General features: G+C 66.4%; 26 protein-coding genes. 8 read left to right on the forward strand and 18 right to left on the reverse strand.

What is annotated here, in order from left to right; all coding sequences use genetic code 11:
* Window positions 1-42: 42 nt before the first annotated feature.
* Complete coding sequence (locus tag M1D93_RS19405) at window positions 43-555, reverse strand: MarR family winged helix-turn-helix transcriptional regulator (protein ID WP_461173066.1); 513 nt, start codon at window positions 553-555, stop codon at window positions 43-45.
* 146 nt (window positions 556-701) lie between these two features.
* Here M1D93_RS19405 and M1D93_RS19410 point away from each other — a divergent pair, with 146 nt between their 5' ends.
* The 5 genes from M1D93_RS19410 to M1D93_RS19430 all read left to right on the forward strand — a co-directional run bounded on the left by M1D93_RS19410 (window position 702) and on the right by M1D93_RS19430 (window position 5,956).
* Complete coding sequence (locus M1D93_RS19410; RefSeq protein ID WP_461173067.1) at window positions 702-1,205, forward strand: GNAT family N-acetyltransferase; 504 nt, start codon at window positions 702-704, stop codon at window positions 1,203-1,205.
* Between the two features lie 69 nt (window positions 1,206-1,274).
* Window positions 1,275-1,709: an acyl-CoA thioesterase gene (locus M1D93_RS19415; protein WP_461173068.1), complete on the forward strand. Its 435-nt coding sequence runs from the start codon at window positions 1,275-1,277 to the stop codon at window positions 1,707-1,709.
* A 238-nt stretch (window positions 1,710-1,947) separates the two neighbouring features.
* Window positions 1,948-3,024, forward strand: a complete 1,077-nt coding sequence (locus M1D93_RS19420) for an extracellular solute-binding protein (RefSeq protein ID WP_461173069.1) — start codon at window positions 1,948-1,950, stop codon at window positions 3,022-3,024.
* Window positions 3,025-3,071: 47 nt separating this feature from the next.
* Entirely contained in the window at window positions 3,072-4,136 is a 1,065-nt protein-coding gene (locus tag M1D93_RS19425) for an ABC transporter ATP-binding protein (RefSeq protein WP_461173070.1), read from the forward strand.
* Window positions 4,136-5,956: an ABC transporter permease gene (locus M1D93_RS19430; protein ID WP_461173071.1), complete on the forward strand. Its 1,821-nt coding sequence runs from the start codon at window positions 4,136-4,138 to the stop codon at window positions 5,954-5,956. Before M1D93_RS19425 ends, M1D93_RS19430 begins: the two co-directional genes overlap by 1 nt.
* On the opposite strand, the gene M1D93_RS19435 is transcribed toward M1D93_RS19430, so the two are convergent.
* Window positions 5,957-7,012 carry an FAD-dependent monooxygenase gene (locus M1D93_RS19435; protein WP_461173072.1) on the reverse strand — a complete coding sequence of 352 codons (1,056 nt, stop codon included), beginning with the start codon at window positions 7,010-7,012 and terminating at the stop codon, window positions 5,957-5,959.
* A 54-nt stretch (window positions 7,013-7,066) separates the two neighbouring features.
* On the opposite strand from M1D93_RS19435, the gene M1D93_RS19440 reads away from it, so the two are divergent.
* A complete protein-coding gene (locus M1D93_RS19440) occupies window positions 7,067-7,606 on the forward strand; it encodes a TetR/AcrR family transcriptional regulator (protein WP_461173073.1) in 540 nt (179 codons plus the stop codon).
* Between the two features lie 82 nt (window positions 7,607-7,688).
* Here M1D93_RS19440 and M1D93_RS19445 read toward each other — a convergent pair whose 3' ends face one another.
* The 3 genes from M1D93_RS19445 to M1D93_RS19455 all read right to left on the reverse strand — a co-directional run bounded on the left by M1D93_RS19445 (window position 7,689) and on the right by M1D93_RS19455 (window position 10,881).
* Window positions 7,689-8,879, reverse strand: coding sequence for a 4-hydroxybenzoate 3-monooxygenase (locus M1D93_RS19445; protein ID WP_461173074.1), 1,191 nt, complete (start codon window positions 8,877-8,879; stop codon window positions 7,689-7,691).
* Between the two features lie 117 nt (window positions 8,880-8,996).
* The gene (locus M1D93_RS19450) at window positions 8,997-9,740 is read right to left on the reverse strand and encodes an IclR family transcriptional regulator (protein WP_461175071.1); all 744 of its coding nucleotides are present in this window, start codon (window positions 9,738-9,740) and stop codon (window positions 8,997-8,999) included.
* A gap of 73 nt (window positions 9,741-9,813) precedes the next feature.
* On the reverse strand, window positions 9,814-10,881 hold the full coding sequence (locus tag M1D93_RS19455; protein WP_461173075.1) for an FUSC family protein: 1,068 nt from the start codon (window positions 10,879-10,881) through the stop codon (window positions 9,814-9,816).
* A gap of 157 nt (window positions 10,882-11,038) precedes the next feature.
* Between M1D93_RS19455 and M1D93_RS19460 the strand changes: the two genes are divergently transcribed.
* The gene (locus M1D93_RS19460; protein ID WP_461173076.1) at window positions 11,039-11,878 is read left to right on the forward strand and encodes an ACT domain-containing protein; all 840 of its coding nucleotides are present in this window, start codon (window positions 11,039-11,041) and stop codon (window positions 11,876-11,878) included.
* Here M1D93_RS19460 and M1D93_RS19465 read toward each other — a convergent pair whose 3' ends face one another.
* From M1D93_RS19465 to M1D93_RS19480, 4 genes are all read right to left on the reverse strand, one after another.
* Window positions 11,879-12,796, reverse strand: a complete 918-nt coding sequence (locus tag M1D93_RS19465) for a diacylglycerol/lipid kinase family protein (RefSeq protein ID WP_461173077.1) — start codon at window positions 12,794-12,796, stop codon at window positions 11,879-11,881.
* A gap of 82 nt (window positions 12,797-12,878) precedes the next feature.
* The gene (locus M1D93_RS19470) at window positions 12,879-14,252 is read right to left on the reverse strand and encodes an NAD(P)(+) transhydrogenase (Re/Si-specific) subunit beta (RefSeq protein ID WP_461173078.1); all 1,374 of its coding nucleotides are present in this window, start codon (window positions 14,250-14,252) and stop codon (window positions 12,879-12,881) included.
* The gene (locus M1D93_RS19475) at window positions 14,249-14,569 is read right to left on the reverse strand and encodes an NAD(P) transhydrogenase subunit alpha part 2 (RefSeq protein ID WP_461173079.1); all 321 of its coding nucleotides are present in this window, start codon (window positions 14,567-14,569) and stop codon (window positions 14,249-14,251) included. Before M1D93_RS19475 ends, M1D93_RS19470 begins: the two co-directional genes overlap by 4 nt.
* Window positions 14,569-15,738 (reverse strand): Re/Si-specific NAD(P)(+) transhydrogenase subunit alpha, encoded by a 1,170-nt coding sequence (locus M1D93_RS19480; protein WP_461173080.1) that lies wholly within the window; start codon window positions 15,736-15,738, stop codon window positions 14,569-14,571. The genes M1D93_RS19475 and M1D93_RS19480 overlap by 1 nt, the downstream gene beginning before the upstream one ends.
* A 485-nt stretch (window positions 15,739-16,223) precedes the next feature.
* On the opposite strand from M1D93_RS19480, the gene M1D93_RS19485 reads away from it, so the two are divergent.
* Window positions 16,224-16,640: a hypothetical protein gene (locus tag M1D93_RS19485; RefSeq protein WP_461173081.1), complete on the forward strand. Its 417-nt coding sequence runs from the start codon at window positions 16,224-16,226 to the stop codon at window positions 16,638-16,640.
* A 32-nt stretch (window positions 16,641-16,672) separates the two neighbouring features.
* Here the strand turns inward: M1D93_RS19485 and M1D93_RS19490 are convergent, their stop codons facing one another.
* The 9 genes from M1D93_RS19490 to pcaG form a co-directional block, all read right to left on the reverse strand.
* Window positions 16,673-16,987, reverse strand: a complete 315-nt coding sequence (locus M1D93_RS19490; RefSeq protein ID WP_461173082.1) for an MmcQ/YjbR family DNA-binding protein — start codon at window positions 16,985-16,987, stop codon at window positions 16,673-16,675.
* A 2-nt stretch (window positions 16,988-16,989) separates the two neighbouring features.
* The gene (locus M1D93_RS19495; protein WP_461173083.1) at window positions 16,990-17,793 is read right to left on the reverse strand and encodes an IclR family transcriptional regulator domain-containing protein; all 804 of its coding nucleotides are present in this window, start codon (window positions 17,791-17,793) and stop codon (window positions 16,990-16,992) included.
* Between the two features lie 23 nt (window positions 17,794-17,816).
* Window positions 17,817-18,491: a 3-oxoacid CoA-transferase subunit B gene (locus M1D93_RS19500; RefSeq protein WP_461173084.1), complete on the reverse strand. Its 675-nt coding sequence runs from the start codon at window positions 18,489-18,491 to the stop codon at window positions 17,817-17,819.
* Window position 18,492: 1 nt separating this feature from the next.
* Window positions 18,493-19,176, reverse strand: coding sequence for a 3-oxoacid CoA-transferase subunit A (locus M1D93_RS19505; RefSeq protein WP_461173085.1), 684 nt, complete (start codon window positions 19,174-19,176; stop codon window positions 18,493-18,495).
* Between the two features lie 4 nt (window positions 19,177-19,180).
* A complete protein-coding gene (locus M1D93_RS19510) occupies window positions 19,181-20,395 on the reverse strand; it encodes a thiolase family protein (protein WP_461175072.1) in 1,215 nt (404 codons plus the stop codon).
* A gap of 102 nt (window positions 20,396-20,497) precedes the next feature.
* On the reverse strand, window positions 20,498-21,007 hold the full coding sequence (gene pcaC, locus M1D93_RS19515) for a 4-carboxymuconolactone decarboxylase (protein WP_461173086.1): 510 nt from the start codon (window positions 21,005-21,007) through the stop codon (window positions 20,498-20,500).
* On the reverse strand, window positions 21,004-21,822 hold the full coding sequence (locus M1D93_RS19520; protein WP_461173087.1) for an alpha/beta fold hydrolase: 819 nt from the start codon (window positions 21,820-21,822) through the stop codon (window positions 21,004-21,006). Before M1D93_RS19520 ends, pcaC begins: the two co-directional genes overlap by 4 nt.
* Window positions 21,815-23,239: a lyase family protein gene (locus M1D93_RS19525; protein ID WP_461175073.1), complete on the reverse strand. Its 1,425-nt coding sequence runs from the start codon at window positions 23,237-23,239 to the stop codon at window positions 21,815-21,817. The genes M1D93_RS19520 and M1D93_RS19525 overlap by 8 nt, the downstream gene beginning before the upstream one ends.
* 74 nt (window positions 23,240-23,313) lie before the next feature.
* Complete coding sequence (pcaG, locus tag M1D93_RS19530; RefSeq protein WP_461173088.1) at window positions 23,314-23,895, reverse strand: protocatechuate 3,4-dioxygenase subunit alpha; 582 nt, start codon at window positions 23,893-23,895, stop codon at window positions 23,314-23,316.
* Between the last annotated feature and the right edge of the window lie 4 nt (window positions 23,896-23,899).

Below are 23,899 nucleotides of genomic sequence, written 5' to 3' on the forward strand. Positions count from 1 at the left end.
TAAGCATACATATTACTAGGTCGTCTAGCTAGTACGCCCGGGTCACTTTTCTCCGCGCCCCTCACCAACGTCCTGCAGGGCGTCAGTCATGCGCTGCAGGAACTCGATAACAACCTGCGCCTCATGTGCGCTCAGCCCTTCGGCAACCGCCATCATGCGCCGATGCATCGCTCCGAGGGTCACCCGGACTTCCTTGTCCGACTCAACTGTGGGCACAACCACCACGGAGCGCCGGTCCGTAGGGTGGGCTTCACGCCGGACGTGCCCGCTCCGCACAAGCCTGTCAATCAGCGATGTGGTGGAGGCACTGGTGATCCCTAAGAATTTGCTCAGGTCCTTTGGGGCCGTCGCCTCGCCGGAGGCCTGGACGCGAAGGAGGTAGCGCAGGGCGAGGATGTCGGTCTCACCCATGCCCATGGAGTCACGGGTGGAGCGCCGGACGGTTGTCTCAGCAGCACGGTAATCCCGCAGGGACTTCAGTACGGCCGCGCCGTAATCCAACTGGCCGTCAGGCCCGTACCAATAGCCCGAAGCTTCATTACCGGTGGAACGCATGGAAACATTCTAGATCAACTGGTATCTAGACAACCGAGTGAGTTGCCGCCGTCGGCGTTATCCGCGCGCTTACCGGGCAGAAACACCAGCGTAACCGCACGCTTCTATTCTTGATTTGCATATCCCTTCGGCGAATCGAGGCAGACATGCAGACCAATCCGCGTCTGAACATCCGGCAGGTCACGTGGTCCAACCCGGTTGGTGCGGACCTGCGCCGCGCCCAGCAAGCCGAACTCGATGCCCGATTTGGTACCCCTGACCATGAACCCGGCACCCCGCCGTCGGGGGCTGACTGCGGCGTGTTCCTGGTGGCCTATGACAAGGGATCCGGTCAGCCCGTGGGTTGCGGCGGCCTGCGGCTCCTCGATGACAGGACAGCAGAAATAAAGCGTTTGTACGTTCTCCCCTACACCCGGGGATCGGGAGTGGCGAGCTCCATTCTGGCGGCGCTGGAAGCCGAGGCCTTTAAGCAGGGGATCACCCGCATCAAAGCGGAGGCCGGGTCCGCCCAGCCCGACGGGCGCAACTTTTACGAGAACTCCGGCTTCGAGCCGGTGCCCAATTTCGGCCCCTACGTTGGCGTTGCGCACTCCTACTGCTACGCCAAGAGCATCCATGCCCGCAGCGCTGCGCATACTGCCATGGCGTAGCAGGAGCTGCCGGGAACCGCGGTTTCGTCACACTCGGTGCCGCCCGTGCGGCTGGGCTAACCTCGGCCTATGGAATCAGCAGACATCACCTTCCGCACCCGAAAGTGGGTCCGTCCCGAGGACCTCAACGCCAACGGTACCCTTTTCGGCGGCAGCCTGCTGAAGTGGATCGATGAGGAAGCCGCCATCTACGCCATCCTCCAGCTCGGCAACGGGCGCGCCGTCACCAAGTACATCTCGGAAATCAACTTCGTCAGCTCCGCAGTGCAGGGCGATCTGATTGAGATGGGGCTGACGGCCACCCGGTTTGGCCGGACGTCCCTGACCATGCGCGCCGAGGTCCGCAACATGATTACGCGCCAGAGCATCCTCACCATCGAAGAGATCGTCTTCGTGAACCTGGACGCGTCCGGCAAGCCGGAGCCGCACGGCTACACCGAAATCACCTACGACAGGGACCGGATCCCCACGCACCACCTGACAGGCACCCTCCAGCAGGACTGACCGGCGGGCGGATCGAGGCATAAGGAGGACTGCCGTCCTGCAAGACGAAACGGCAGCGGCACCGCGGCAATCGTTAACCCCAGGTTTGCCCGTCCGGCGCCGGACGTTTCCCTCGCTGGACCACGCTGGACAGTCGGGCTGTTTATCAAATCGATAGCAATAACGCCCGACTTTCGCCATGCCCGGCTATAGGCTTGCCGGACATGCTCCGATTCCAGTCCAGAAATGAGTCCTGATCGTGCGTAAATTGCAGACTTTGGTTGCCGCCGCCGTCGCCGTCACCCTCCTCGCCGGATGCGGCGGGGGCACAGCAACACCAGCCGCCTCAGGTGATGCCTCCTCGGCCCCGGCAGGGCGTTCAGGGGAAACCCTGGTTATCTATACGAACTCCAACGGTGAAGGCCGCGGGGAGTGGCTGACCACAAAAGCAGCGGAGGCCGGCTTCAACATCGGGTTTGTCGGTGCAGGCGGCGCAGACGCCACCAACAAGCTAATCGCAGAGAAGAACAACACCATCGCTGACGTTGCGTTCGGGTTGAACAACATGTACTTCTCCCAGCTCACAGCCGAGGATGCCCTTGAACCCTATGAGCCCGCCTGGGCCGGCGAGGTGGACAAGGAACTGGGCGACGGCGAAACCTACTGGCCACTGGTCAAGCAGGCCATCCTCTTGGGCTACAACTCCGATAAGTTTGCCAAGGACGCCGCGCCGCAGGACTGGACGGACCTTTGGACGAAGGACGAGTTCAAGGCCCGCTATGAGCGGGTCACGGGCCTGGGCACTGCCACTGCGCAACTCGTTTTCGCGGGAATCCTGAGCCGATACCGGGATGACTCAGGCGACCTGGGCATCTCCGACGAAGGCTGGAAGCAGGTGGAACAGTACTTCCAGAACGGGAGTCCCGCCGTCGCCAAGACCGACCTCTTTGCCCGCATTGCATCGGGCGAAGTGGACATGGGCCAGATGCCGTCCTCGATCATCGCCGAGCGTGAAAAGTCGTTCAAGGTGAACGTTGAAACGGTGATCCCGTCCGTCGGTGTCCCGCTCGCCGTGGAGCAGGTGGCGCTTGTGAAGGGCACGAAGAAGAAGGAGCAGGCCCAAAAGTTCATCGACTGGTTCGGCAGCGCCGAAGTCCAGGGCGAGTTCGCACAGCAGTTCAATTCCATGCCGGTGAACAAATCTGCTGAAGCGAAGGCCAACCCCGAGGTGGTGGACTTCTTCGCGGACCTCAAGCAGCAGGATATCGACTGGGAATTCGTGCAGGAGAACATGGGCGCGTGGGTGGAGAAAATCGAGCTCGAGTACATGACCTAGCCCGCGGTTTCCGGCCCTCCCACCCGCTTCACCAGACAGGTTTTGCCATGATCCGCTTGGACAACATCACAGTATCCTTTGGTGACTTCACCGCCATTCCGCATCTGGACCTGCACGTCCGGCCTGGCGAGTTCTTCACCTTGCTCGGGCCTTCAGGCTGCGGCAAAACGACGGCGTTACGGACCCTGGCTGGTTTTATCCAGCCCTCGGCGGGGACAGTCCAGGTGGACGGCAAGGACGTGACCCGGCTTCCCAGTGACAAAAGGCAGGTGGGCATGGTCTTCCAGAACTATGCCCTGTTCCCCAGCATGAGTGTGTGGGAGAACATTGCCTTCGGGTTGCGGGTGCGGAAGGAGAAACCAGCGGACAGTGACCGCCTGGTCCGGGACATTGCCGGACGGGTGGAGCTCAGCGATGAGCAGTTGTCCAAGAACGTGGCTGAACTGTCCGGCGGCCAGCAGCAGCGGGTGGCGGTGGCACGGGCACTCGTGTTGCGGCCCAAGATCCTGCTGCTGGACGAACCTTTGTCCAACCTTGACGCCAAGCTCCGGCATCAGTTGCGGCAGCAGCTGAAGGACCTGCAAAGCGAGTTCGGGATCACTACTGTCTACGTCACGCATGACCAGGACGAGGCCTTGGCGATGAGCGATCGCGTGGCTGTCTTCAACAAGGGCGTAGTGGAGCAGGTGGGAACACCTCAGGAGATTTATGATCAGTCGTTCACCGAGTTCGTCTGCAACTTCATCGGGGACAGCTCCGCCCTGACGCCTGAGTTCGTGGCGGAACTGAACCGGCTGTCAGGGGCGGGGCTCAGCACGGATGCCAAGTCCTATCTCCGGGTGGAAAAGGCGTCGCTGAACCCGGCGGCGGACGGGAGTACCGCCGTCGGACTTCCCGGCACGGTGACGTCCCGCACGTACCACGGCCTTCACAGCCGCTACGTGGTGAGGAGCCATGGCGCGGATATCCGCCTGCTGGTGAAGGAGGACGGAGGCGCCCACCCTGAGCCGGGCACGGAAACCACCATCTACCTTCAGCCTGCCCACGTGCTGCAATATCACCCGGGGACCGGTGCCGTACTCAAACGGGAAGACCAGGCGGTATCCCTGTGATGGGCGGGACACCGGTCCGCAGCATGGCCCGCTCCCCCTTCGTCCTGATTGTCGGGGTTGTCCTCACGTGGTTCATCGCTGCGTTCCTGGTGTGGCCCAACGTCAACGTCCTGATCGCCACCTTCTTCCCGGACGGCAATTTTTCGGGACGTGCGGCGGAAAAACTCTTTTCTTCGCAACGCGCCATGAAAGCCCTGGGAAACAGCTTCCTGCTCGCCGTCGCCCTGTCCATCACGGTGAACCTGGTGGGCATATTCATTGTCCTGGTGACGCACTACTTCTGTATCCGGGGCTCAAGAATCCTTTTCCTCGGCTACGCCTCCACCTTCATCTACGGCGGCATCGTGCTGGCCGCCGGCTACAAGTTCATTTACGGGGACAAAGGAATCGTCACGTCCCTGCTCGTAAAGGTTTTCCCGGCCATGGATCCGGCATGGTTTTCCGGTTTCTTCGCCGTCTTGGTAGTGATGACTTTTGCCACCACCACCAACCACATGCTCTTCGTGGCCAACGCGCTGAAGGGCATCGACTACCAGACCATTGAGGCAGCCAGGAACCTCGGCGCCTCAACCTGGACCATCCTGCGGCGGATTGTGCTGCCCATGCTCAAGCCAACGCTGTTCGCCGTAACCATCCTCTCCTTCCTCACCGGCCTCGGTGCGCTGAGCGCCCCGCAGGTCCTGGGCGGCCGGGATTTCCAAACGATCACGCCGATGATCCTGACGTTTACGAACAGTCCCACCTCACGCGACCTGGCGGCGCTGCTTGCAGTCATCCTGGGCGTGGCCACCATTTTGATGCTCGCGGTGATGTCCCGCCTCGAAAAAGGCGGCACCTATTTTTCGGTGTCAAAGGTTTCATCAGCGCTGGAGAAGCAGGACATCACCAATCCGGCGGCCAACGTGGCGGTCCATGCTGTGGCGTACCTGCTTTTTGCTGTGTACACCCTGCCGGTGCTGCTGATCGTTCTGTATTCATTCGCTGACGGCGCCGCCATCCAAACCGGACAGCTCACGCTGGGGAGCCTGACACTGGACAACTATGTCCGGGTCCTGACCCAGCAGTCCGGGTTGCGTCCGTTCGTCGTCAGTGTGGTGTACAGCGCGCTGGCCGCCCTGATCGCCGTCGGCGGCCTGCTCTTCGTGGCCCGGCTGCTGCAGAAGTACAGAAACTGGGTGTCGGCTGTCGTCGAATACCTGCTGCACATCCCCTGGGTCCTGCCGTCGGCCCTTCTGGCCCTGGGCCTGATCATCAGTTACGACCATCCGAATCCACTGGTGGGCGGGGCTGTTCTTACTGGAACCACCGTGATTCTGCTGATCGCTTTTGTCACCGTAAAGATCCCGTTTACGCTTCGCATGCTCAAGGCGTCCTTCGCCTCGGTGAATGCGTCGCTCGAGGAAGCGGCAGCCATCATGGGCGCCAAAACCCTTTACGTGTTCCGGCGGATCCTCCTGCCGCTGGTGTTGCCTGCAGCGGCTGCCATCGCGGCCCTGAACTTCAACAGCCTGCTGGACGACTACGACACAGCCATCTTCCTGGCCCACCCCTTGGTCCAGCCCCTCGGCTTGGTCATCAAGGCCAACACGGACGGGGCCGAGGGCGTGGAAGGCGTGGCCAATACGTTCGTCTACACCGTGCTCCTGATGGTCATCACGGGCGTCACCATGTATCTCGTTTACGGCCGGTCCCGCCGGCGCGGGTCAACAAAGAAGCGGCTGCCGGGCATCCCGCCTGCCGCACCCGCTGCCGGGCCCACTCTCGCCGGCGCCCCTGTGCCCGCCGAGGACACCACCCAACCGGCAGCTGCCGCTCGCTGATCAGCCGCCCGAACCGCTGCCGACGGCGGCGCGCTGGTTCCGGCGTCGGGCCAGCCTTAACAGACCGTCCCGCAGCGGTTGGGCACCGTCCGCCAGGGCGACACGCACGAGCGCCGAGGAGGCCAGGCTCAAGGCACGCGTCCGCAGCAGGCGCCGCCGGTTGTACGCACGAAGTGCCGCATCCCTGGGCAGTGTATTGAGGAGGTCAGCCAGGGTTACCGCGTCCACCAATGACTCGCACGCACCACGGCCGAGACTCGGGGCCATGGCGTGCGCGGCGTCGCCGATGAGCACAAACCGGCCGCGGACGAAGGACGTGAGACGGGGCGCGGTCCAGATCCGCTGCACCAAAATGCCCTCAGGCGTGGCGGCAGCGAGTACCTGGCGTATGGCTGGTGCATGCCCGGCATAGCGCTCCCGGGCCTGCTCCAGGGCTTGCCCTGCGTCAATTCCATGGGGACCCAGCCCGGACCGGTAGCTGGCGTACCAGAACAAACCACGTTGTGCAGCGGCGATCCCGAACAAGTCCCCGCGGCCCCAGTACTCGCCCACCACGTCCGGGGGGACCGGGAAAGGGAGAGTCCCGCGCAGTGCAAGGTATGGCGTGAGTTTGGCAGCGCTGCCGGCACCCCACACCTCCCGGCGGACCACGCTATGCACGCCGTCCGCCCCTACCACCAGGCCGTCGTGGACCGGCAGCGCCTGGACATTGCCCGCCACCCGGTGCACCGTCCCGGGTACGGCTGCATCAAGCAGCCGCAGCAGGTCAACCCGGGAAATCGCAAACATTTCTCCTCCGTCGACAGTGACCCAGGGCTCACCGGCGGCGTTACGGACCGAGCCGCTGCCGATCACGGGACTGACGGCCCGCGCCTCCTCGAGCACTCCGATCCGGGCGAGCGCACGTTGGGCGTTCGGCCACATCCCCAGCGCATTGCCGACGGCGGGCAGCCCGGGCCGCTTCTCGTACACGGTCACGTCGAAGCGGTCCGGGTCCAGGCAGGAGGCCAGCGCCAGGCCGGCAATTCCGCCCCCAACAATCGCTATCGTCTCCATAAGGGCCACTCTACTACTTTTGTAGTGGCTGGGAAGGGGCCATACACTGGGCCCATGCCTGACCGCCGTACAGAACTGATGGATGCCGCCTTGAAGGTGGTGGCGGACAAAGGCATGAAGGGACTCACCCACCGGGCCGTGGACGCGGCGGCGGAACTGCCTCAAGGCACCACCTCCAACTACTACCGGAACCGCGCGGCCCTGGTCGACGCGGTGCTGGAGCGCCTGCTGGAGCTGGACGCCGCGCTCCTGCAGGAACAGGGACCGGCCGGCCCGCCGCAAACCATCGAGGAGCTGGCAGCCCAACTGGCCAGCCTGGTACTTGCCCTGGCTGGCCAGCATGCGGGCCTCACCCGCGCCCGGCTTGCCCTCTCACTGGACCAGCCCGAGTCAGTAACAGCCGGGCACTTCCGGCTGGTGGGCGGCCTCGAGCAGGCCCTCGCCGTGCTGGGAATCACTGATGCGCCCGCACGGGCCCGGGACGTGGCGGACTACGGCGACGGCGTCCTGCTCCACCTGCTCACGGTCAGGCGGGACGAGCAGCCTGACGCTGCCGCCATCGCCGCAGCAGTCCGGCGGCTGTTGGCACCCTGAGGCGCCCTTTCCCCACCGCCCACGACGGCGACCTGCCCCCAAGCAGGCGGCCCGGCCCGCCGTCGTACCCCCCGGAGTTTTGTCAGGCCTGGCCCGGCCAGCCCGTGTACGCCTCGGCGAGGTAGGCCATGCCGTGCCGGGATGAAACGACGGAGTGCAGCTCGCCGAGCTGCCGTGCGCGGGAGAAGTCATCGGCGTCGGCCGGGGTGTGCAGCATGGTGGTCATCCAGTAGGAGAACTGCTGCGCCTTCCACACCCGCTCCAGGGCGCGGTCGCTGTAGGACTCCAGCAGGCGGCCGGAGCCGGAGTTGTAATGGCTGTCGAGTCCTTCGAAGAGGACTTTGACGTCATGGATCGCCAGATTCAGGCCCTTAGCGCCGGTGGGCGGCACCGTGTGTGCGGCGTCGCCGGCCAGGAACAGGTTGCCGTGGCGCATGGGGGTGTGGACAAAGCTCCGGAAGGGCAGGACCATTTTCTCGATGACCGGGCCTTCCTTCAGCTCGAAGCCGTTGCCGTTGACCCTGCTCCGGAACTCGGCCCAGATCCGGTCGTCGTCCCACTCGGCAACGTTTTCCTTGGGGTCGCACTGGAAGTACATCCGCTGGACCGTCTCGGTACGCTGGCTGATCAGGGCGAAACCGTTGGCGGAGTTGGCGTAGATCAGCTCGTCGGAACTGCGCGGGGCTTCTGCGAGGATGCCGAACCAGGCGAAGGGGTATTCGTGGAAGTACCACTTGCGGTGCGCCTCGTGGATCTGGAACCGGCAATGGCTGCGCGAACCGTCCGCGCCCACCACGAAGTCCGCCTGGATCTCGTACTCCACCCCCTCTTCGTCGGTGAACCGGACCTTGGGCTTGCCCTCGAGGTCGTGCACGGACGTGTCCGTGACGCTGTAGCGGACGTCGCCGCCGTCGGCGTTCCTGCGCGCGGCGAGGTCCAGGAACACGTCCGTCTGCGGGTACAGCCACACGGACTCCCCCACCAATTCCTTAAAGTCGACGCGGTGGCTCTCGCCGTTGAAGCGCAATTCGATACCGTCGTGCCGGTCACCGTCCCGCAGCACCCGGTCCGAGACGCCGCTGTCCACGAGCATGTTGACGGTGCCGTGCTCCAGGATTCCGGCCCGGACAGTCTCGGAGATCTCCTTGTGGCTGCGGACTTCAATCACCGTGGACTCGATGCCGGATTTCGCCAGCAGGTGGGAGAGCATCAGCCCGGCAGGTCCGGCTCCCATAATGGCCACCTGGGTGGTGATGATTTTTCGTGTTGCCATGGCGCTGTCTCGCTTCATTGCGGGCTCCGCGGGGCGGTGCCGGGTTGCTGGTCTGGCACCCAGTGTGCGCTACGCGGCGTGACTGGCGGCACACCGATTCCGTTGAATGGCAGCAGGTTAGGAATCGGGCAGGCGGCGGGCGATGCCGCGGGCGGCGGTCTGCAGCGCCGGCACCAGCGCCTGCAGGCGCATCTCGCGCAGGGGCACCACGACGCCGAGCGACGCCACGGCGCGCTGGCGGGGGTTCAGGACGGGGACAGCGATCCCCCACGTATCCTGGTCCACCACGCCCTTCAGTTGGGCGAATCCCTGATGGGCAGTTTCGGCCAGCAACCCCCGGACGGCGTCTCGGCTGACCTTCCCGTCCGGGTCGGCAAACTGGTCCAGGTACTGGCTTTGGAGGGCCTTGTCCTGGTGGGCCATCAGCGCCAGCCCCGCCGAGGAAACGTGGATGAGCATCCTGCCTGCCACCTGGGCCCGGTTGGCCACCGAACCCCGCCGGGACAGCCGCTCCACGAAGAGCGCCTCCCAGCCGTCGAGCACCGCCAGGTTGACGTTCTGGTTGAGGACCTGCTGGATGTCCTCCATAAAGGGCATCGCTGCCTGCCGGAGCGCCAGGGTGGGGGAGGTTCGGTTGACCAGCTCCCACAGCCGCAGTCCGGGCCGGACCGTGCCGCCCGGTCCGGCTTCCAGGAGTCCGTGTCCGGCGAGCTGGCGGACCAGCCGGTGGGTGGTGGTCAGCGGAAGGCCGGCCCGTTCTGCAAGTTCCGAGAGCTGAAGGGCGTGGACATCCTGGGGGAAGGCAGCGATCAGGCGGACAATCCTGTCCACCACTGAATCACCTGACGCGGAATTGGCCACCACGCACCGCCCTTCCGTTCAACGGGACGTTTCCAGCCTACCGCCGCGGCGCCTGCGCGGGCCGGCGCACCCGCTAAACCCCCGCCGTCGTCCGTTCACGAACGCGGCGCCAGACCTCCGGGGCCAGCACCACGGCGATGCCGACGGCGGCCCCGATCACCGTTTCGATAATGCGGTCCCGGAGCAGGATGGCGGGCGGGGACGGAACCACCAGGAGGGTGGAAATCAGGGCGAGGGGTGTGACGAAGAGCTGGGCCAGCAGGTACTGGCGGATGATGAACATTTCCGCGCCAAACTGGCACAGTGCCATGACTAGCACCGTCTGCCAGGGTTCCAGGTTCAGCAGCACAATCCCGGCCAGGATCACCAGGCCCAGGACCGTGCCGATGATTCGCTGGACGCCGCGGCGGATGCGGTGGCGGGTGGTGTGCCCTACCAGCGGCACAACGGCGGCCACCATGGCCCAGTAGTTGTGCCCGAAGCCCAGGAGCTGTCCCGCCCAGGTGGCCAGGGTCCCGGCCAGGCCGGCGGCGATGAGGTAGCCGAGGCCCTCCAGCCAGGCGGCCCGCCTCTCGTTCGGCGTGCGGCGGACGGGCTTTGGCCGGATCCAGGGGGTCCGGCGGCTGGGGAGGATCCTGGAGGAAAAGCCGACCAGCAGGCAGAACGCTGTGGTGAGGACGGCCACCAGCATGGCCTGCCACAGCGGAGGCTGGTTTGGGATGGAGGCGATCGCCGCGAACGCGAAGATGTGGAACAGTGAGCCGGCCGGACGCATCCGCCACCAGGAAATGATCAATGAGCAGGCGCCTGCCACCAGAGTGGTGGCAGGAACCAGGAGCCAGGCTGTGCCGGTGCCGTCCAGTTCAAGGGCCGCCGCCGCCCTTGCCGCCAGGGTGGCCAGGAGAATGACTGCGAGCATCAGCAGCCCGGCCCGCAGTTGCAGTGCGAACCGGGTTCCGTGGGGTTCGCCGCGGCCGTAGATCCCGGTGAAGGCGCCGAAGGAGGCGAAGATTGCCAGGTCCAGCCGGCCCAGCAGCACCAGCGTGAGGAGCGGAACGAAGACGCCCACGGCGCATCTCAGCGCGGGGTGGTGGTCCTTGTTGCCGGGACCAATGCTGAACATCTCAGCGAGCAGCTTCACGAAAAGGAGCGCCTTCCTGCGGGTGAGTTCTGACGGGCGGCCGCGCTGACGTTCCTGCTAAATCCTACGTTGCAGCCCTCCGCTGCCGGCCACGACGTTCCCATGAATGGAACCGCAGGGCAACACGGTTGAAACAGCACCACTTGATGCTTGAGGAATGAAGCCTCCTGCACGGAATACGCCCGCGGCCGACTTGAGCTGCGAGGTCTGCGGCCTGATGCCCGAACCCCCCAAGGCGCGCCTCACCCTGGCCAACGTGGCCGTGATGCTGCCCATCGAGCTCCTGGTTCACGCCCTGGTGGTCGAGACCCACCTGCCCTATGTGGCCAAGGTCCTGGTGCTCACCCTTACCGCCACTGTCCTGGTGATCTGGGTGGCCGAGCCCTCGGCGGCCCGGATGCTGCGCGGCTGGCTCCACGCGCCGGCGCTGCGCCACCGAAGGAAGCTGGGGGCAGCACCTGCGCTGTGGCGGGCGCGGACCGTCCTGCGCGACGAGCCCGGTTCCCTGCAGAAGGTCACCCAGGCACTGGCACGCAGCGGAACCAACATCCTCAGCATCCATGTGCATCCGGTAGCGGACGGGGTGCTGGACGAGTTTGTCCTTTCAGCCCCCGGGCACCTTGGCGAGCGCGGGATCCTGGACGCGCTGCACGATGGCGGCGGCACCCGTTCGCATGTCTGGCCCACCACCGCGTTGGCCATGGCGGACGGGCAGACCAGGGCCCTCAGCCTTGCGGCCCGGATCGTGGACGCACCGGACGAGCTGCCGCTGGCAGTGGCGGAGCTGCTCCGGGCGCGGATCCTCACCCCTGCGGCGGCCGCTTTGGAAAAGGACGACGCCGGCACCCGGCTCAAGATTCCCACGGCATGGCACGGCCCCATCATCTTTGCCAGGCCCGGGGAACCGTTCACGCCGGCGGAATCGGCCCGCGCCCACCGGCTCGCAGAGCTCGCCGAAATCCTGTCGCACCGGCGGGCGGCCGGCACGCCCAACTAGTTACATCCGGATGGTGAGGGCGCCCGGGTCCAGAGACATCAGGACGTGCTTGCCCTGGCCTTCGTGGTCACCGTCCAGCTGGTAGTCGTCATTGTGTTCCAAGGTAATTTCCACGGTCTTGCCCTGGAAGTACTCCACGGCCGTGTCCTTGCCCCGGCCTTTGCCGATCATTCCGGCGATCACCGAGAGCCAGCCAAGCCGGCCGTGGTGGGGAGCGAGAACCGCCACGTCGAGCAGCCCGTCATCCATCTTGGCTTCAGGAAAGATCTCCAGGCCGCCCTGGACCTTGCCGCAGTTGCCCACCATGACGCTGCGGACCCCGCGGCGCACGGCCTGCTGGCCGTCGATCACGATGGTCGCCTTGATCGGCTTTCCCGGCAGGTTGCGGATGCCGGCATCCACGTAGGCCAGCCAGCCCACCTTGTGCTTCAGCTCCTCATCGGTGTCGGCCATGATGGTTGCGTCGTACCCCACACCGGCCATCACCAGGAAGAGCTGCTCCTTCTCGGGGTCGCTGCGGCGGGCACGGACGACGTCGATCTTCCGCTCGGTGCCAGCGAACGCGCCGGCCATGGCGCCGTCGTAATCCGTGATATCCATGCCGAGGTTGCGGGCCAGCAGGTTGCCGGTGCCCAAGGGAAGCAAGCCCATGGGTATATCGCCCCCGGAGAGTACTTCGGCCACGCAGCGGACCGTCCCGTCGCCGCCGCCGGCGATGACGATGTCGGCCCCCTGCGCGAGGGCTTCCTTCGCCTGGCCGACGCCGGGGTCCTCCTTGGTGGTTTCGAACCAGAGCGTTTCGCCCCAGCCGTTTTCGGCGCTGTGCTTGGCTGCCAGTTCGCGCACATCGATGTCCACCGTCTTGGCCGGATTGATGATGATGGCTGCGCGTTGAGGGGCAGTGGAGTTGGCAGTCATGGCGTCCTTCGGTGGCGAATGGAAAGGCTACTTCTGAAAGAAGACTAGCCTGACTGCCGAGGGCAGGTCAGCAGCTTGGCGGCTACAGCGTTTTTACTGCTCCAAGAACCTGGGCGAGGGAGTCCTTGGCGTCGCCGAACAGCAGGGACGTCTGGGGTTCGTACAGCAGGTCGTTCTCGATCCCGGCGAAGCCCGGCCGCATGGACCGTTTCAGGAACACCACCTGCCGGGCGTCGGCCACTTCGAGGATCGGCATACCGTAAATGGGCGATCCCGAGGATGTCTTGGCCGCCGGGTTGACCACGTCGTTGGCACCCACCACCAGTGCCACGTCCGCGGTCTTGAACTGCGGGTTGATCTCGCCCATTTCCTTGAGCGATTCGTAGGGCACGTTGGCTTCGGCCAGGAGCACGTTCATGTGGCCGGGCATCCGGCCGGCCACGGGATGGATGGCGAAATCCACCTCGATGCCGCGGGCCTCCAGCGCCTGCGCCAGCTCGGCCGCCGTGTGCTGGCCCTGCGCCACGGCCAGCCCATAGCCGGGAACGATGATGACCCGCTGCGCGTAGCCCAGGAGAACCGCCACATCCTCAGCGCTGGAAGAGCGTACCGGACGCTCACTCACGGCCGTGGATCCCGCCGTCGAACCTCCCCGGAAGGCGCCGAACAGGATACCGGCAACGCTGCGGCCCATGGCCGCAGCCATGGCGCGGGTCAGGATGGTGCCCGAGGCGCCCACCAGCGTGCCGGCCACCACCAGCAGCACGTTGCCCAGCACCACGCCCGACGCCGCCACGGCAAGGCCGGTGAAGGCGTTCAGCAGCGAGATGACGATGGGGACGTCCGCGCCGCCCACGGGCAACACCAGGAGCACCCCGGCGGCCAGCCCCAGGACCAGGAGCAGCACCGCGAGCGCGGCGGAACCGGTGAGGATGACGGCCGCGCCGGCCGCCACCGATGCGAGCAGCACCAGGCCCATCACCGCCGGAAGCCCCTTGAACACCACCGGCCGCGTGGTCATCAGTTCCTGCAGTTTTGCGAAGGTGACCCCGGAGCCCGCAAAGGAAACGGCACCCACCAGCAAGGTGAACACAATGGCGAGGCGGACCCAGGGGTCATCCGTATGGCTCAGTTCCAGGAGCGCCACCAGCGCCGCAGCACCGCCGCCCACGCCGTTGAAGAGTGCCACGAGTTGGGGCATCTGCGTCATTTTGACCCGCCGGGCCACAGGGGCAGCCACCGCTGATCCGACGGCTATTGCTGCCAGAATCCAGGGGATGTTCTCGAGCCGCGAGGACAGGAAGACGGTGACGACGGCGATCAGGGCACCGAGCGCGCCGATGAGGTTTCCCCGGCGCGCGGTGCGGGGCGAGCTGAGGCCGCGCAGCGCCAGGATGAAGAAGACGGCGGCCGCAAGGTACAGGAGCGAGGTCCACACGGGGTCGAGGACGCTCATGTGCGGTCCACCTTCCCGGCGGCGCCTTTGGTACTGACCTCTTTGCGCGCGTGGAACATGTGCAGCATCCGGTCGGTCACCACAAAACCTCCCACGAGGTTCGCCGTGGCCAGGACGACGGCGAGCAGGGCCACCGCGAGCACCCACGGGTCCGCTGCCTGGCCGGCAACGATGATGGCACCGACCAGGATGATGCCGTGGATGGCGTTGGCTCCGGACATCAGGGGCGTGTGCAGGGTGCTGGAGACCTTGGACACCACCTCGAAACCCACAAACACTGCCAGGACCGTGATGGTCAGCAGGCTCATCCCGTCCATCAGAGAACCCCTTCCCGCCGGCTGCCGGCTCTGGCTGCAAGCAGCTCCGCGGTGGGTTGGTGCCGCACCTTGCCGTCGTGCGTCAGGCAGGCCCCTGCCAGCACCTCGTCGTCGAAATCGGGCGCCAGGGCACCGTCCCGGATCATGAGGGCCAGCAGGTTGGCGACGTTTTTGGCGTACAAACGGGAGGCGTCGGATGCCATCGCTGAGGGTGCGTCCTGCAGGCCCACTAGGGTGACGTAGCCGGAGCCGTCGGCCGTGGGAACGGGCATGTCCTGCCCCGGCACCACCGCTTCCACATTGCCGCCGGACTCGGCAGCGAGGTCGACGACGACGGACCCGGCCCGCATGCCCTGCACCATCTCCGTGGTGACCAGGAGGGGGGCCCGCCTGCCGGGGACGGCCGCCGTCGTGATCAGGACATCCGCCTGGGCCACGTGCGGGGCCAGCAGCTGCCGCTGCCGGGTGCCGGCGTCGGAACTGAGCTGGCGGGCGTAGCCGCCGGCCGCCTCCGCGGTTTCAAGGTCCAGCCGGATGAACGTGCCGCCCATGGATGCCACCTCGTCTGCGGAGGCGGGCCGGATGTCGTTGGCGAAGACCCGGGCGCCCAGTCGTTTTGCGGTGCCGATGGCCTGCAGCCCTGCCACGCCCGCCCCCAGCACCAGGACACGGGCGGGCGGGACGGTGCCGGCGGCGGTCATGTACAGCGGGAAAAACCGGGGCAGCCGGATGGCGGCCTCCAGGACGCAGCGGTAGCCCGCCACCAGCGCCTGGGAGCTGAGGGCGTCCATGGACTGGGCCCGGGAGATGCGGGGCACGAGCTCAAGGGCGAAGGAGGTGACGCCCGCGTCCGCGAGCGCCTGGACGGTGGGCAATTCCGACGACGGCGACGCCAGTCCCACCGTCACGGCTCCCCTTTTCAGGGACCCCGCCGTGTGCGGATCAAGTGGCCGGACGTGGGTGAGGACATCCAGCTGGGCTTCATCGAGCTGCGGAACGATGTGGGCTCCGGCCTGGCGGTAGTCCGCGTCCGGGTGGCCGGCGGCTGCACCCGCGTCCGCCTCAACAAGTATTTCCACGCCCAGCGCCGCCAGTTGCTGCACCGTCTCCGGTGTGGCGGCCACCCGCCGTTCACCCTCACGTCGTTCCCGCGGTATGCCCAGTTTCACCCGCCGACTCCCCTCGCTGCACGGGTGCGGCAGCGCCGCCCTGCCGGGCCGTGTCCGTCTGGATCAGAGGGCTTCGCGGAGCGGCGTTGCTGCACGTAGTTGGCTAGAGTCTATGGCCCGTACCGCTGCCGCGGGAGTAGGGCGGCCGGCTTGGAGGGCAAACAGTTACCTTAGGCGCTTTCCGCCCCCGGCAGGAACGAGCAAAGCGAGCCGGGGTGGAAACAAATTTCCTTTTATGCTGCCGTGGCGAAGGATGCACATGCCAGAATGGGCACGATTCTTTGAATCCACATCAACATATTGGGGGACCCTTGTCTGAGCGCGCCGATTTTGAATCAACCAAGCCCAACGGAGAGGGGGAAAGCACTCTTCCGGCGCCCCGGTACGGACAGCGTGCACCGGAAGCATGGACGCCGCCGCCCGGAGCCTCCCCTGTTTCCCCAGCCCCTGCTCGGCACAGTAGAGAAGATGTAGTCCGTGGAGCGGTGTTTTCCCTGGCTGTCATCCCCTTGGGTGTCATCGCTTGGCTGGTTCTGTGGGAGATGGGCTGGATTGCATCGGCTGTGGCATTCATCGCTGCTGCCGGAGCGGCCCGCCTCTACGCCTTTGGCACCGGAGGAGCTGTTAGCCGCGCCGGAGTCTGGGTAGTTGCTGGGGTCACCATCGTGACCCTCCTGCTGAGTTTTCTGGGAAGCATGCTGCTGGATGCGGCAAGATTCCTCGGTGGCGGATCGCCCCTGACCATGCTGGCTGATACACAGACCTGGGACCTCCTGGCCTACAACCTGGAGACCAATCGTGAGCTCGTGAATGGCTACGCCGGCGATTTCCTGCTCGCCCTCCTGCTCAGTGCGCTGGGCTGCTTCTTCACTCTCCGCCAGCTGTTCGCGCAAACCCGCTGAGGTTTTCGGCTCCGCGCAATTGCCCGGTACAACTAATGCATGCCAGGTTTGCCTCCCGCGAGCCGGTAGGAATCCTGCAGCAGTTCCTCAAGCAGCTTGGCGTCGATCCGGTCCAGCCGTACCAGCACCAGCTGGGGAGAGCGCTCGTGGTGGGGAGTCCAGAAGTAGGTTTCCGGTTCGGTTCCGGCCAGGGCTTCGCGCTCCTGCGTTTTGACCGTGAGGACCCCGGGCTCCCAGATCCGGGCCATCAGGGTTTTGGCGAACCACGCCGGCTGGCCCCAGCTCAGCCGTTCAGTTACGCCGGGCAGCGCCATGGCAGCGTCCCGGACGTCATCCTCGGTGGCCACTACTAGCCCCGCGCGCTGAGATCCGCGGAGACCAGTTTCGCCGTCGCCACGATTTCCTGCGCCACCGACGCCAGGTAGGCCTCCGGGTCCGGCTGCGCCGCCACGGACTGCGCCTGGAGTGACACGTTCACCGCGGCAACAACTTTGGGTCCGTCGTAGACAGGTGCGGCTACGGACATCAGGCCCAGCTCCAGTTCCTGGTCCAGCAGGCACCAGCCCTGGGCGCGGACGGTGTCAAGGACGGCCAGCAGCTCCTGGGCGGTTCCGAGGCCGCGCGGAGTCAGCGGCTTAATGTCCGCGGCCGCCAGGTACGCCTTCAGGTCTGCAGGCGGCAGCCCTGCGAGGAGCACCCTGCCCATGGAGGTGGCATAGGCCGGGAACCGGGTGCCCACCGTGATGCCGACATTCATGATGCGACGGGTAGTGACCCGGGCGATGTAGGCAATGTCCGTGCCGTCCAGCACCGCGGCGGACGTCGACTCCCCCAGCTTCAGGGAGAGCTCCTCGAGGTGCGGCTGCGCGAGCTGGGGCAAGGACAGGCCGGACAGGTAGGCGTACCCCAACTGAAGGACCTTGGCCGTGAGCGCGAACGTCTTGCCGTCGGTCCGCACATAGCCCAGTTCCACCAGGGTGTGCAGGAACCTTCGTGCCGTAGCCCGGGTCAGGTCGGTCCGGGCCGCAACCTCGGTCAGGGTCATCACGGGATGGTCGGTATCGAACGCGCGGATGACGGCGAGCCCGCGGGCCAGCGACTGGACGTACTGGTCACTGGCCTGCGGGGCACCCGCTACTGCTGCGTCGGTCATGGTTATCAATCCTAGGGCCCGCCTTAGGATGCCGGGGCGGCCTTCAACGGGACGGGCACCAGCTCCTGCAGCTCCTCCAAGGTGCAGCCGAAGGTCTCGCGGACGGAGACGCCGTCGGGTCCGGTCAGGAAGACGGCCTTGTCCGTGTACACGCGGGTGACGCAGCCGACGCCGGTGAGCGGGTAGGTGCAGGATTCAACGATCTTGGAGGCACCTTCGCGGGTGAGCAGCGTCATCATCACGAACACGTCCTTGGCCCCGGTGGCCAGGTCCATGGCGCCGCCGACGGCGGGAATGGCCCCGGGAGCGCCGGTGTGCCAGTTGGCGAGGTCGCCGGTGGCCGAGACCTGGAACGCGCCCAGCACGCAGATGTCCAGGTGCCCGCCCCGCATGATGGCGAAGGAGTCGGCATGGTGAAAGTACGAGGCGCCGGGGAGCTCGGTGACGGGGATCTTCCCGGCGTTGATCAGGTCCCCGTCGATCTCGTCGCCCTTGGCCTCGGGGCCCATCCCAAGCATCCCGTTCTCGGTGTGGAGCGTGATGTTCTGCTCTTCGGTGAGGTAGTTGGACACCAGGGTGGGTTGGCCGATGCCGAGGTTCACGAAGGAGCCCGGGGCGATGTCGCGGGCCACCAGGCGGGCGAGGTCATCCCGGCCCATCGCCGTCTCCGAGGTTTGGATGGACGTTGCGGTGCTCATCTCAGGCCACCTTCTCTGCACTGCTGCCGGCTACGCGGACAATGCTGTTGACGTAAATTCCGGGGGTGACGATGTTTTCCGGGTCCAGGCTGCCGGTGGGGACGACCTCGGACACCTGGACGATGGTGTGCTTCGCGGCAGCGGCCATGATGGGCCCGAAATTGCGGGCGGTCTTACGGTAGACGAGGTTGCCCTTCCCGTCGGCTTTGAGGGCCTTGACCAGGGCGACGTCGGCGTGGATGGGCGTTTCGAAGACCTGGCCGCGGCCGTCGATGATCCTGGTTTCCTTGCCCTCGGCGAGCATGGTGCCGTACCCGGTTGGCGTGAAGAACCCGCCGATCCCGGCCCCGGCGGCGCGGATCCGCTCGGCCAGGTTGCCCTGCGGCACGAGTTCCAGCTCGATTTCGCCGGCCTTGTACTTGGCGTCGAAGTGCCAGGAGTCGGACTGCCGCGGGAAGGAACAGATCATTTTCCGCACCCGGCCTTCCTTGATCAGCAGGGCCAGGCCCTGGTCGCCCTGGCCGGCGTTGTTGTTCACCACGGTCAGGTCGGTGGCGCCGCAGTCCATCAGCGCGTCGATCAGTTCGAACGGCTGTCCGGCGTTGCCGAACCCGCCGATCATCACGGTGGAACCGTCCTTGATCCCGGCCACGGCCTCCTGGACCGAATCTACAAAGTTCAGCATTCCCCTACGCCTTTCGAGCAGTTACGTTTTCAAGCACGACGGCCAGGCCCTGCCCCACGCCGATGCAGATCGCCGCGACGCCCCACCGTTCCCCCGAGGCCTGAAGGGACCGGGCGAGGGTGCCGAGGATCCGGGTTCCGGAAGCGCCGAGCGGGTGGCCCATGGCGATGGCCCCGCCGTGCCGGTTCACAATGGCGGGATCGATGCCCCAGGCGCTGATGCACGCCAGAGACTGTGCAGCAAAGGCTTCGTTAAGTTCGACGGCGCCCACCTGGTCCCAGCCGATGCCCGCCTTCGCGAGGGCCTTGTTCGCCGCTTCCACCGGGGCGAACCCGAAGTACTGCGGATCGTTCCCGTGCGCGCCGCGGCCCGCGATCCGGGCCAGCGGCTCCAGGCCCAGCAGCCCGGCGGCATCCTCGGATCCGATCCAGGCCGCGGAGGCGCCGTCCGACAGCGGGGAAGCATTCCCGGCAGTGACCGTGCCGCCCACTTCGGCGCCTTCGGGTTCATTACGGAACACCGTCTTCAACGCAGCGAGCTTCTCCGGCGTGGAACCGGGGCGGATGCCCTCGTCCCGGACCAGGTCCGTGCCAGGCACGGGCGTGACCAGGTTGTCGTAAAAGCCCTCGTCCCACGCGGCGGCGGAGAGGTTGTGGGAATCTGCGGCGAACTGGTCCTGCTGCTCCCGCGTGACACGATACTTCTCACGCAGACGTTCGGTGGCCTCGCCCAGGCTGATGGTCCACTCCTTCGGCATCGCCTTGTTCACCAGCCGCCACCCAAGGGTGGTGGAGGCCAGGGTCATGTCCCCGGCAGGGTAGGGCTTTTCCGTTTTGGGCAGCACCCACGGGGCACGGGACATCGACTCGGCACCACCCACCAGCACCAGCTCGGCGTCACCGGTGTTGATCTGGCGTGAGGCGATGATGGCCGCATCCAATGACGAGCCGCAGAGGCGGTTGACCGTGGTCCCCGGGATGGACACCGGGAGGCCGGCCAGCAGGGTGCCCATCCGGGCGATATTGCGGTTCTCCTCGCCGGCGCCGTTGGCGTTGCCAAACACCACCTCGTCGATCCGCTCCGGGTCAAGGGCGGGGGCGCGCTTCACGGACTCCCTGATCACATGCGCGGCAAGGTCATCCGGACGGACGGCGGCGAGGCCGGAGCCGAATTTGCCGAACGGGGTGCGCACGGCGTCGTACACAAAAGCCTGGTTCATCATTTCCTCGAATTCTGTCTGGTGATCCCAACTAAGTAGCGCTAAGTGTCGTTCTGGGGGCTCAAAACGACACTTCGCGCTACCTAGTTGGGTGGGACGGGGCTAGTTGGGTGGGACGTGGCTCGTGGTGGGGGTCGTGTCGGGGGCAGTGCTGTCAAGGGCGATGCTGTCAAGGGCGATGCTGTCAGGGACGGTGTTGTCCATTTCATGGAACACCTGCTGTGCGGTTTTGAAAGCGGTGTTGGCGGAGGGGACTCCGCAGTAGATGGCGGTCTGGAGCAGGATTTCCTTGATCTCGTCCCTGCCCAGCCCGTTGGTAAGGGCCGCGCGGATGTGCATGGCCAGCTCTTCCCAGTGCCCGTGCGCCACCATCGCCGTGATGGTGACGGCCGAGCGCATCTGCCGGGTCAGGCCCGGCCGGGTCCAGATGCCACCCCACGCGATCCGCGTGATCATGTCCTGGAAGTCTTCCGTGAAGTCGTCCTTGTTGGCGTTGGCCCGGTTCACGTGCGCGTCGCCCAGGACTTCGCGCCGGACCTTCATCCCGCCGTCGTAAATCTCCTGGCTGGTGGCTTCGGGCTGGACCACGCCGTGCCTCTCAGTCCCGCTCACTTGGCCACCTCCCGTGACTCGGCCCAGGCAAGGAGACCGCGCATCAGCTCCGCGAGGTGGGCGGGCGCCTCGGCAGGGGCAAGGTGGGCTACGCCCTCGAGCGTGACGGCGGTGGCGGTTCCGCCGCCCGCGGTGATCCCCGCTGCCACTTCCTCGGCCATCGACGGCGTGGCAACGCCGTCCAGGGCCCCGGCAATGACCTGCGTGGGGACGCGGATGGTGCCCAGTTCGCCGCGCACGTCAAAGGCGGCCAGGGCCTCGCAGCAGAAGGCGTAGCTGAAGCGGTCGGCGTCGCGCAGGGCGTGCAGTAACCTGCTGCTCAGTTCGGGCTCGCGGTCCATAAAACCGGGGGCGAACCAGCGCTGGGCCGAGCCCTGGATCATCACCGGGGTGCCTTGGGCGCGGACCGTTTCGGCCCGCTCCAGCCAGCCCTCAGGGGTGCCGATCTTGGCTCCGCTGTTCTGGACGGAGAGGCTCTTGAGCCGTTCGCCGTGTTTGATGCCCAGCTGCAGGCCGGTGGCTCCGCCGAGGGAGACGCCGGCGTAGTGAAAGGACTCGCCGGGGGCGATGGACTCAATCAGGTCCACCACCGCGTCCGCCAGCGCCGCGACGTCGAACGCTTCCGTTGCAGCAGGTGAGACCCCGTGACCGGGCAGGTCCCAGGCCACGACGTCAAAGTCGGTGCCCAGCAGGGACGCAGCCCTGTTCCACAGGATGGAGGAGGTGCCCAGGGACGGGCCCACCACCAGCAGGGGGTGCCCGCCCAGGGGTCGCTGGGGTGACAGCAGCGCTGCCTTCAGGACTGGTTTAGCCACGGGAAGCTCCATTCGCATCAGTGCGGGCAGGTGAATTGGCAAAGTCCGGGTACGCGGCAAGAATCCGCCGCGCGATCCCGGTGGCCTCGCCGAGGTAGCCGGCCGGGTTGAGGAGTTCCTCCAGCCGGACGTCCGGAAGGGCCGACGCCGGGACGGCTTCGCGGAGCAGCTTGCGGTAGGTGGCAGCCTGCTCCGCCGGCGGTGCCTGGAGGGTCTGGTCCACCACGGCCTGCAGTTGCTGCTTGCCGTTGCGGCCGTCCTTGTCCTCCAGCAGGGGCGCGACAGCGGCGGCCACGCCTTCGGTCAGGAGCAGCGGACCGGCGAGGTCCAGGTTGCGGCGCATGGCGTCCGGGAAAACCTGCAGCCCCTCGGCGAGCTCCCGGACGTGGTCGGCGGCGCCAAGTGCCAGGGCAAGCAGCTGCCGAAGTGCCGGCCATTCGATATGCCACGCGCCGTCCGGGCGCTCGTCGTTGAAGTTCGCGGCCGCCAGGTGCAGCTGGGCTGCCAGGCCCGGGGCCTGGAGCGCGGCGCTGCGGACCAGCACGGACAGCACTGGGTTCTGCTTCTGCGGCATGGCGGAGGAAACGCCGCGGCCCGCGGCCCGCGGTTCGGCCAGCTCCCCGACCTCGGGGCGGCTCAGGAACAGGACATCCGCGGCGATCTTGCCGAACGCATCCAGCACGGCGGCCAGGGCATGGCCCAATGACGTAATAACCAGCCGGTTGGTGTGCCAGGGTGCGGGCGCGGCGGCGAGGCCTAATTGGGCGGCCAGGGCGTCGGCAAGGCTGAAGGGCGTTGCCGGTGAACCTGAGGTGAGGACGGTTCCGGCTGCCAAGGTACCGGCAGCACCGCCGAACTGGACCGGGAGCGCCAGCCCTTCCAACTGCCGTCCCGCGGCAGCGAGGCCGTGGAACCATTGCGCCGCCCGAAGCCCGAACGTGAACGGGAGCGAATGCTGGGTCAGGCTCCTGCCCACGCACAGCGTGTCCGCGTGGCGCTTCGCCAAGGTGGCTAGCGCCGTCGTTGTGCCTTTCAGGTCAGCCAGCAGCGCCTCGACGGTGTTCCGGGCCACCAGCATCAGCGCCGTGTCCAGCACGTCCTGGCTGGTCAGGGAGGTGTGGACCGCCTTCCCCGCCCCGACGTTGGCACTGTCCAGGGTTGCGACGTGCTTGCGGAGGTCGGCCAGCAGCGGGATCACGGGGTTGCCGCCGCCTTGGGCGCGGCGGGCGATATCGGCGGGATCGAAGCGGCCCGCCTCCGCAGCAGAGGCCACGACGGCGGCAGAGCCGGCAGGCGCCAGGCCCGCCTTCTCCAGCACGGCAGCCCAGCCAGACTCGACGGCGAGGATCGCCCCCAGCACTGCCCGGTCCCCGGTCAGCGCAGCCACCAAAGGCGACGCCGAGACGGGGCTCAGCAGGCCGACGTCGCCGTCGGTCCCGAAAGCGGCGGCGCCGTAAACACCTGCCCCGCCCGCTGAACTGGCCGCCTTCGTCACTGGAAGTCCAGGAAGACTGTCTCGCCCTCACCCTGAAGGCGGATGTCAAAGGTGAGTCCGCCGTCGGGATCGCGCCGGGCGATCAGCGTCTTGCGGCGCTCGGGGTCCAGTGAGCTGAGCAGCGGGTCGTTGGCCAGCGCCTCCTCGTTCTCCGGAAGGTAGATACGGGTGAAGAGCCGGTTGGTCAGGCCGCGGGCGAAGATGGCCACTGAGATGAACGGTGCCGCGGCTGGTTTTCCGGGGAGCTGCTTGGTGGGGCCGGGGTTGACGGTAGTGAAGGTGAACACCCCGCTGTAGCCCACGGAGCCGCGGCCCCAGCCGGTGAAGGTGTAGCCGTCACGGACCAGGGATCCGGTCTTCTGGACGATGTTGCCCTCGGCGTCGGGCTGCCAGATTTCCAGGATCGCGTCCGGAACCGTCTCGCCGGCGCCGTCGTAAACGGTGCCTTGGAGACGGATGGAACCGGGCGAGCCGGGGGCCAGGAGTTCGTTGTCCTTCTCGAAGGGCAGCGCGTAGCCGTAGAACGGGCCCACGGTCTGGCCGGGGGTGGGGACAAGCTGCGTGGTCTGGTTGCTCATGTCT

It is taken from the genome of Arthrobacter sp. Z1-9, assembly GCF_054792695.1.

Bases quoted from the DNA above. Each gene is read 5' to 3' on its own strand.
- M1D93_RS19410 (WP_461173067.1), top strand. From the start codon at position 702: ATGCAGACCAATCCGCGTCTGAACATCCGGCAGGTCACGTGGTCCAAC.
- M1D93_RS19425 (WP_461173070.1), top strand. From the start codon at position 3,072: ATGATCCGCTTGGACAACATCACAGTATCCTTTGGTGACTTCACCGCC.
- M1D93_RS19460 (WP_461173076.1), top strand. From the start codon at position 11,039: ATGAAGCCTCCTGCACGGAATACGCCCGCGGCCGACTTGAGCTGCGAG.
- M1D93_RS19505 (WP_461173085.1), bottom strand. From the start codon at position 19,176: ATGCTGAACTTTGTAGATTCGGTCCAGGAGGCCGTGGCCGGGATCAAG.
- M1D93_RS19475 (WP_461173079.1), bottom strand. From the start codon at position 14,569: ATGGACGGGATGAGCCTGCTGACCATCACGGTCCTGGCAGTGTTTGTG.
- pcaG (WP_461173088.1), bottom strand. From the start codon at position 23,895: ATGAGCAACCAGACCACGCAGCTTGTCCCCACCCCCGGCCAGACCGTG.
- M1D93_RS19445 (WP_461173074.1), bottom strand. From the start codon at position 8,879: ATGGCAACACGAAAAATCATCACCACCCAGGTGGCCATTATGGGAGCC.
- M1D93_RS19430 (WP_461173071.1), top strand. From the start codon at position 4,136: ATGGGCGGGACACCGGTCCGCAGCATGGCCCGCTCCCCCTTCGTCCTG.
- M1D93_RS19470 (WP_461173078.1), bottom strand. From the start codon at position 14,252: ATGAGCGTCCTCGACCCCGTGTGGACCTCGCTCCTGTACCTTGCGGCC.
- M1D93_RS19495 (WP_461173083.1), bottom strand. From the start codon at position 17,793: ATGACCGACGCAGCAGTAGCGGGTGCCCCGCAGGCCAGTGACCAGTAC.
- M1D93_RS19440 (WP_461173073.1), top strand. From the start codon at position 7,067: ATGCCTGACCGCCGTACAGAACTGATGGATGCCGCCTTGAAGGTGGTG.
- M1D93_RS19465 (WP_461173077.1), bottom strand. From the start codon at position 12,796: ATGACTGCCAACTCCACTGCCCCTCAACGCGCAGCCATCATCATCAAT.
- M1D93_RS19415 (WP_461173068.1), top strand. From the start codon at position 1,275: ATGGAATCAGCAGACATCACCTTCCGCACCCGAAAGTGGGTCCGTCCC.
- M1D93_RS19405 (WP_461173066.1), bottom strand. From the start codon at position 555: ATGCGTTCCACCGGTAATGAAGCTTCGGGCTATTGGTACGGGCCTGAC.
- M1D93_RS19510 (WP_461175072.1), bottom strand. From the start codon at position 20,395: ATGAACCAGGCTTTTGTGTACGACGCCGTGCGCACCCCGTTCGGCAAA.
- M1D93_RS19500 (WP_461173084.1), bottom strand. From the start codon at position 18,491: ATGAGCACCGCAACGTCCATCCAAACCTCGGAGACGGCGATGGGCCGG.
- M1D93_RS19435 (WP_461173072.1), bottom strand. From the start codon at position 7,012: ATGGAGACGATAGCGATTGTTGGGGGCGGAATTGCCGGCCTGGCGCTG.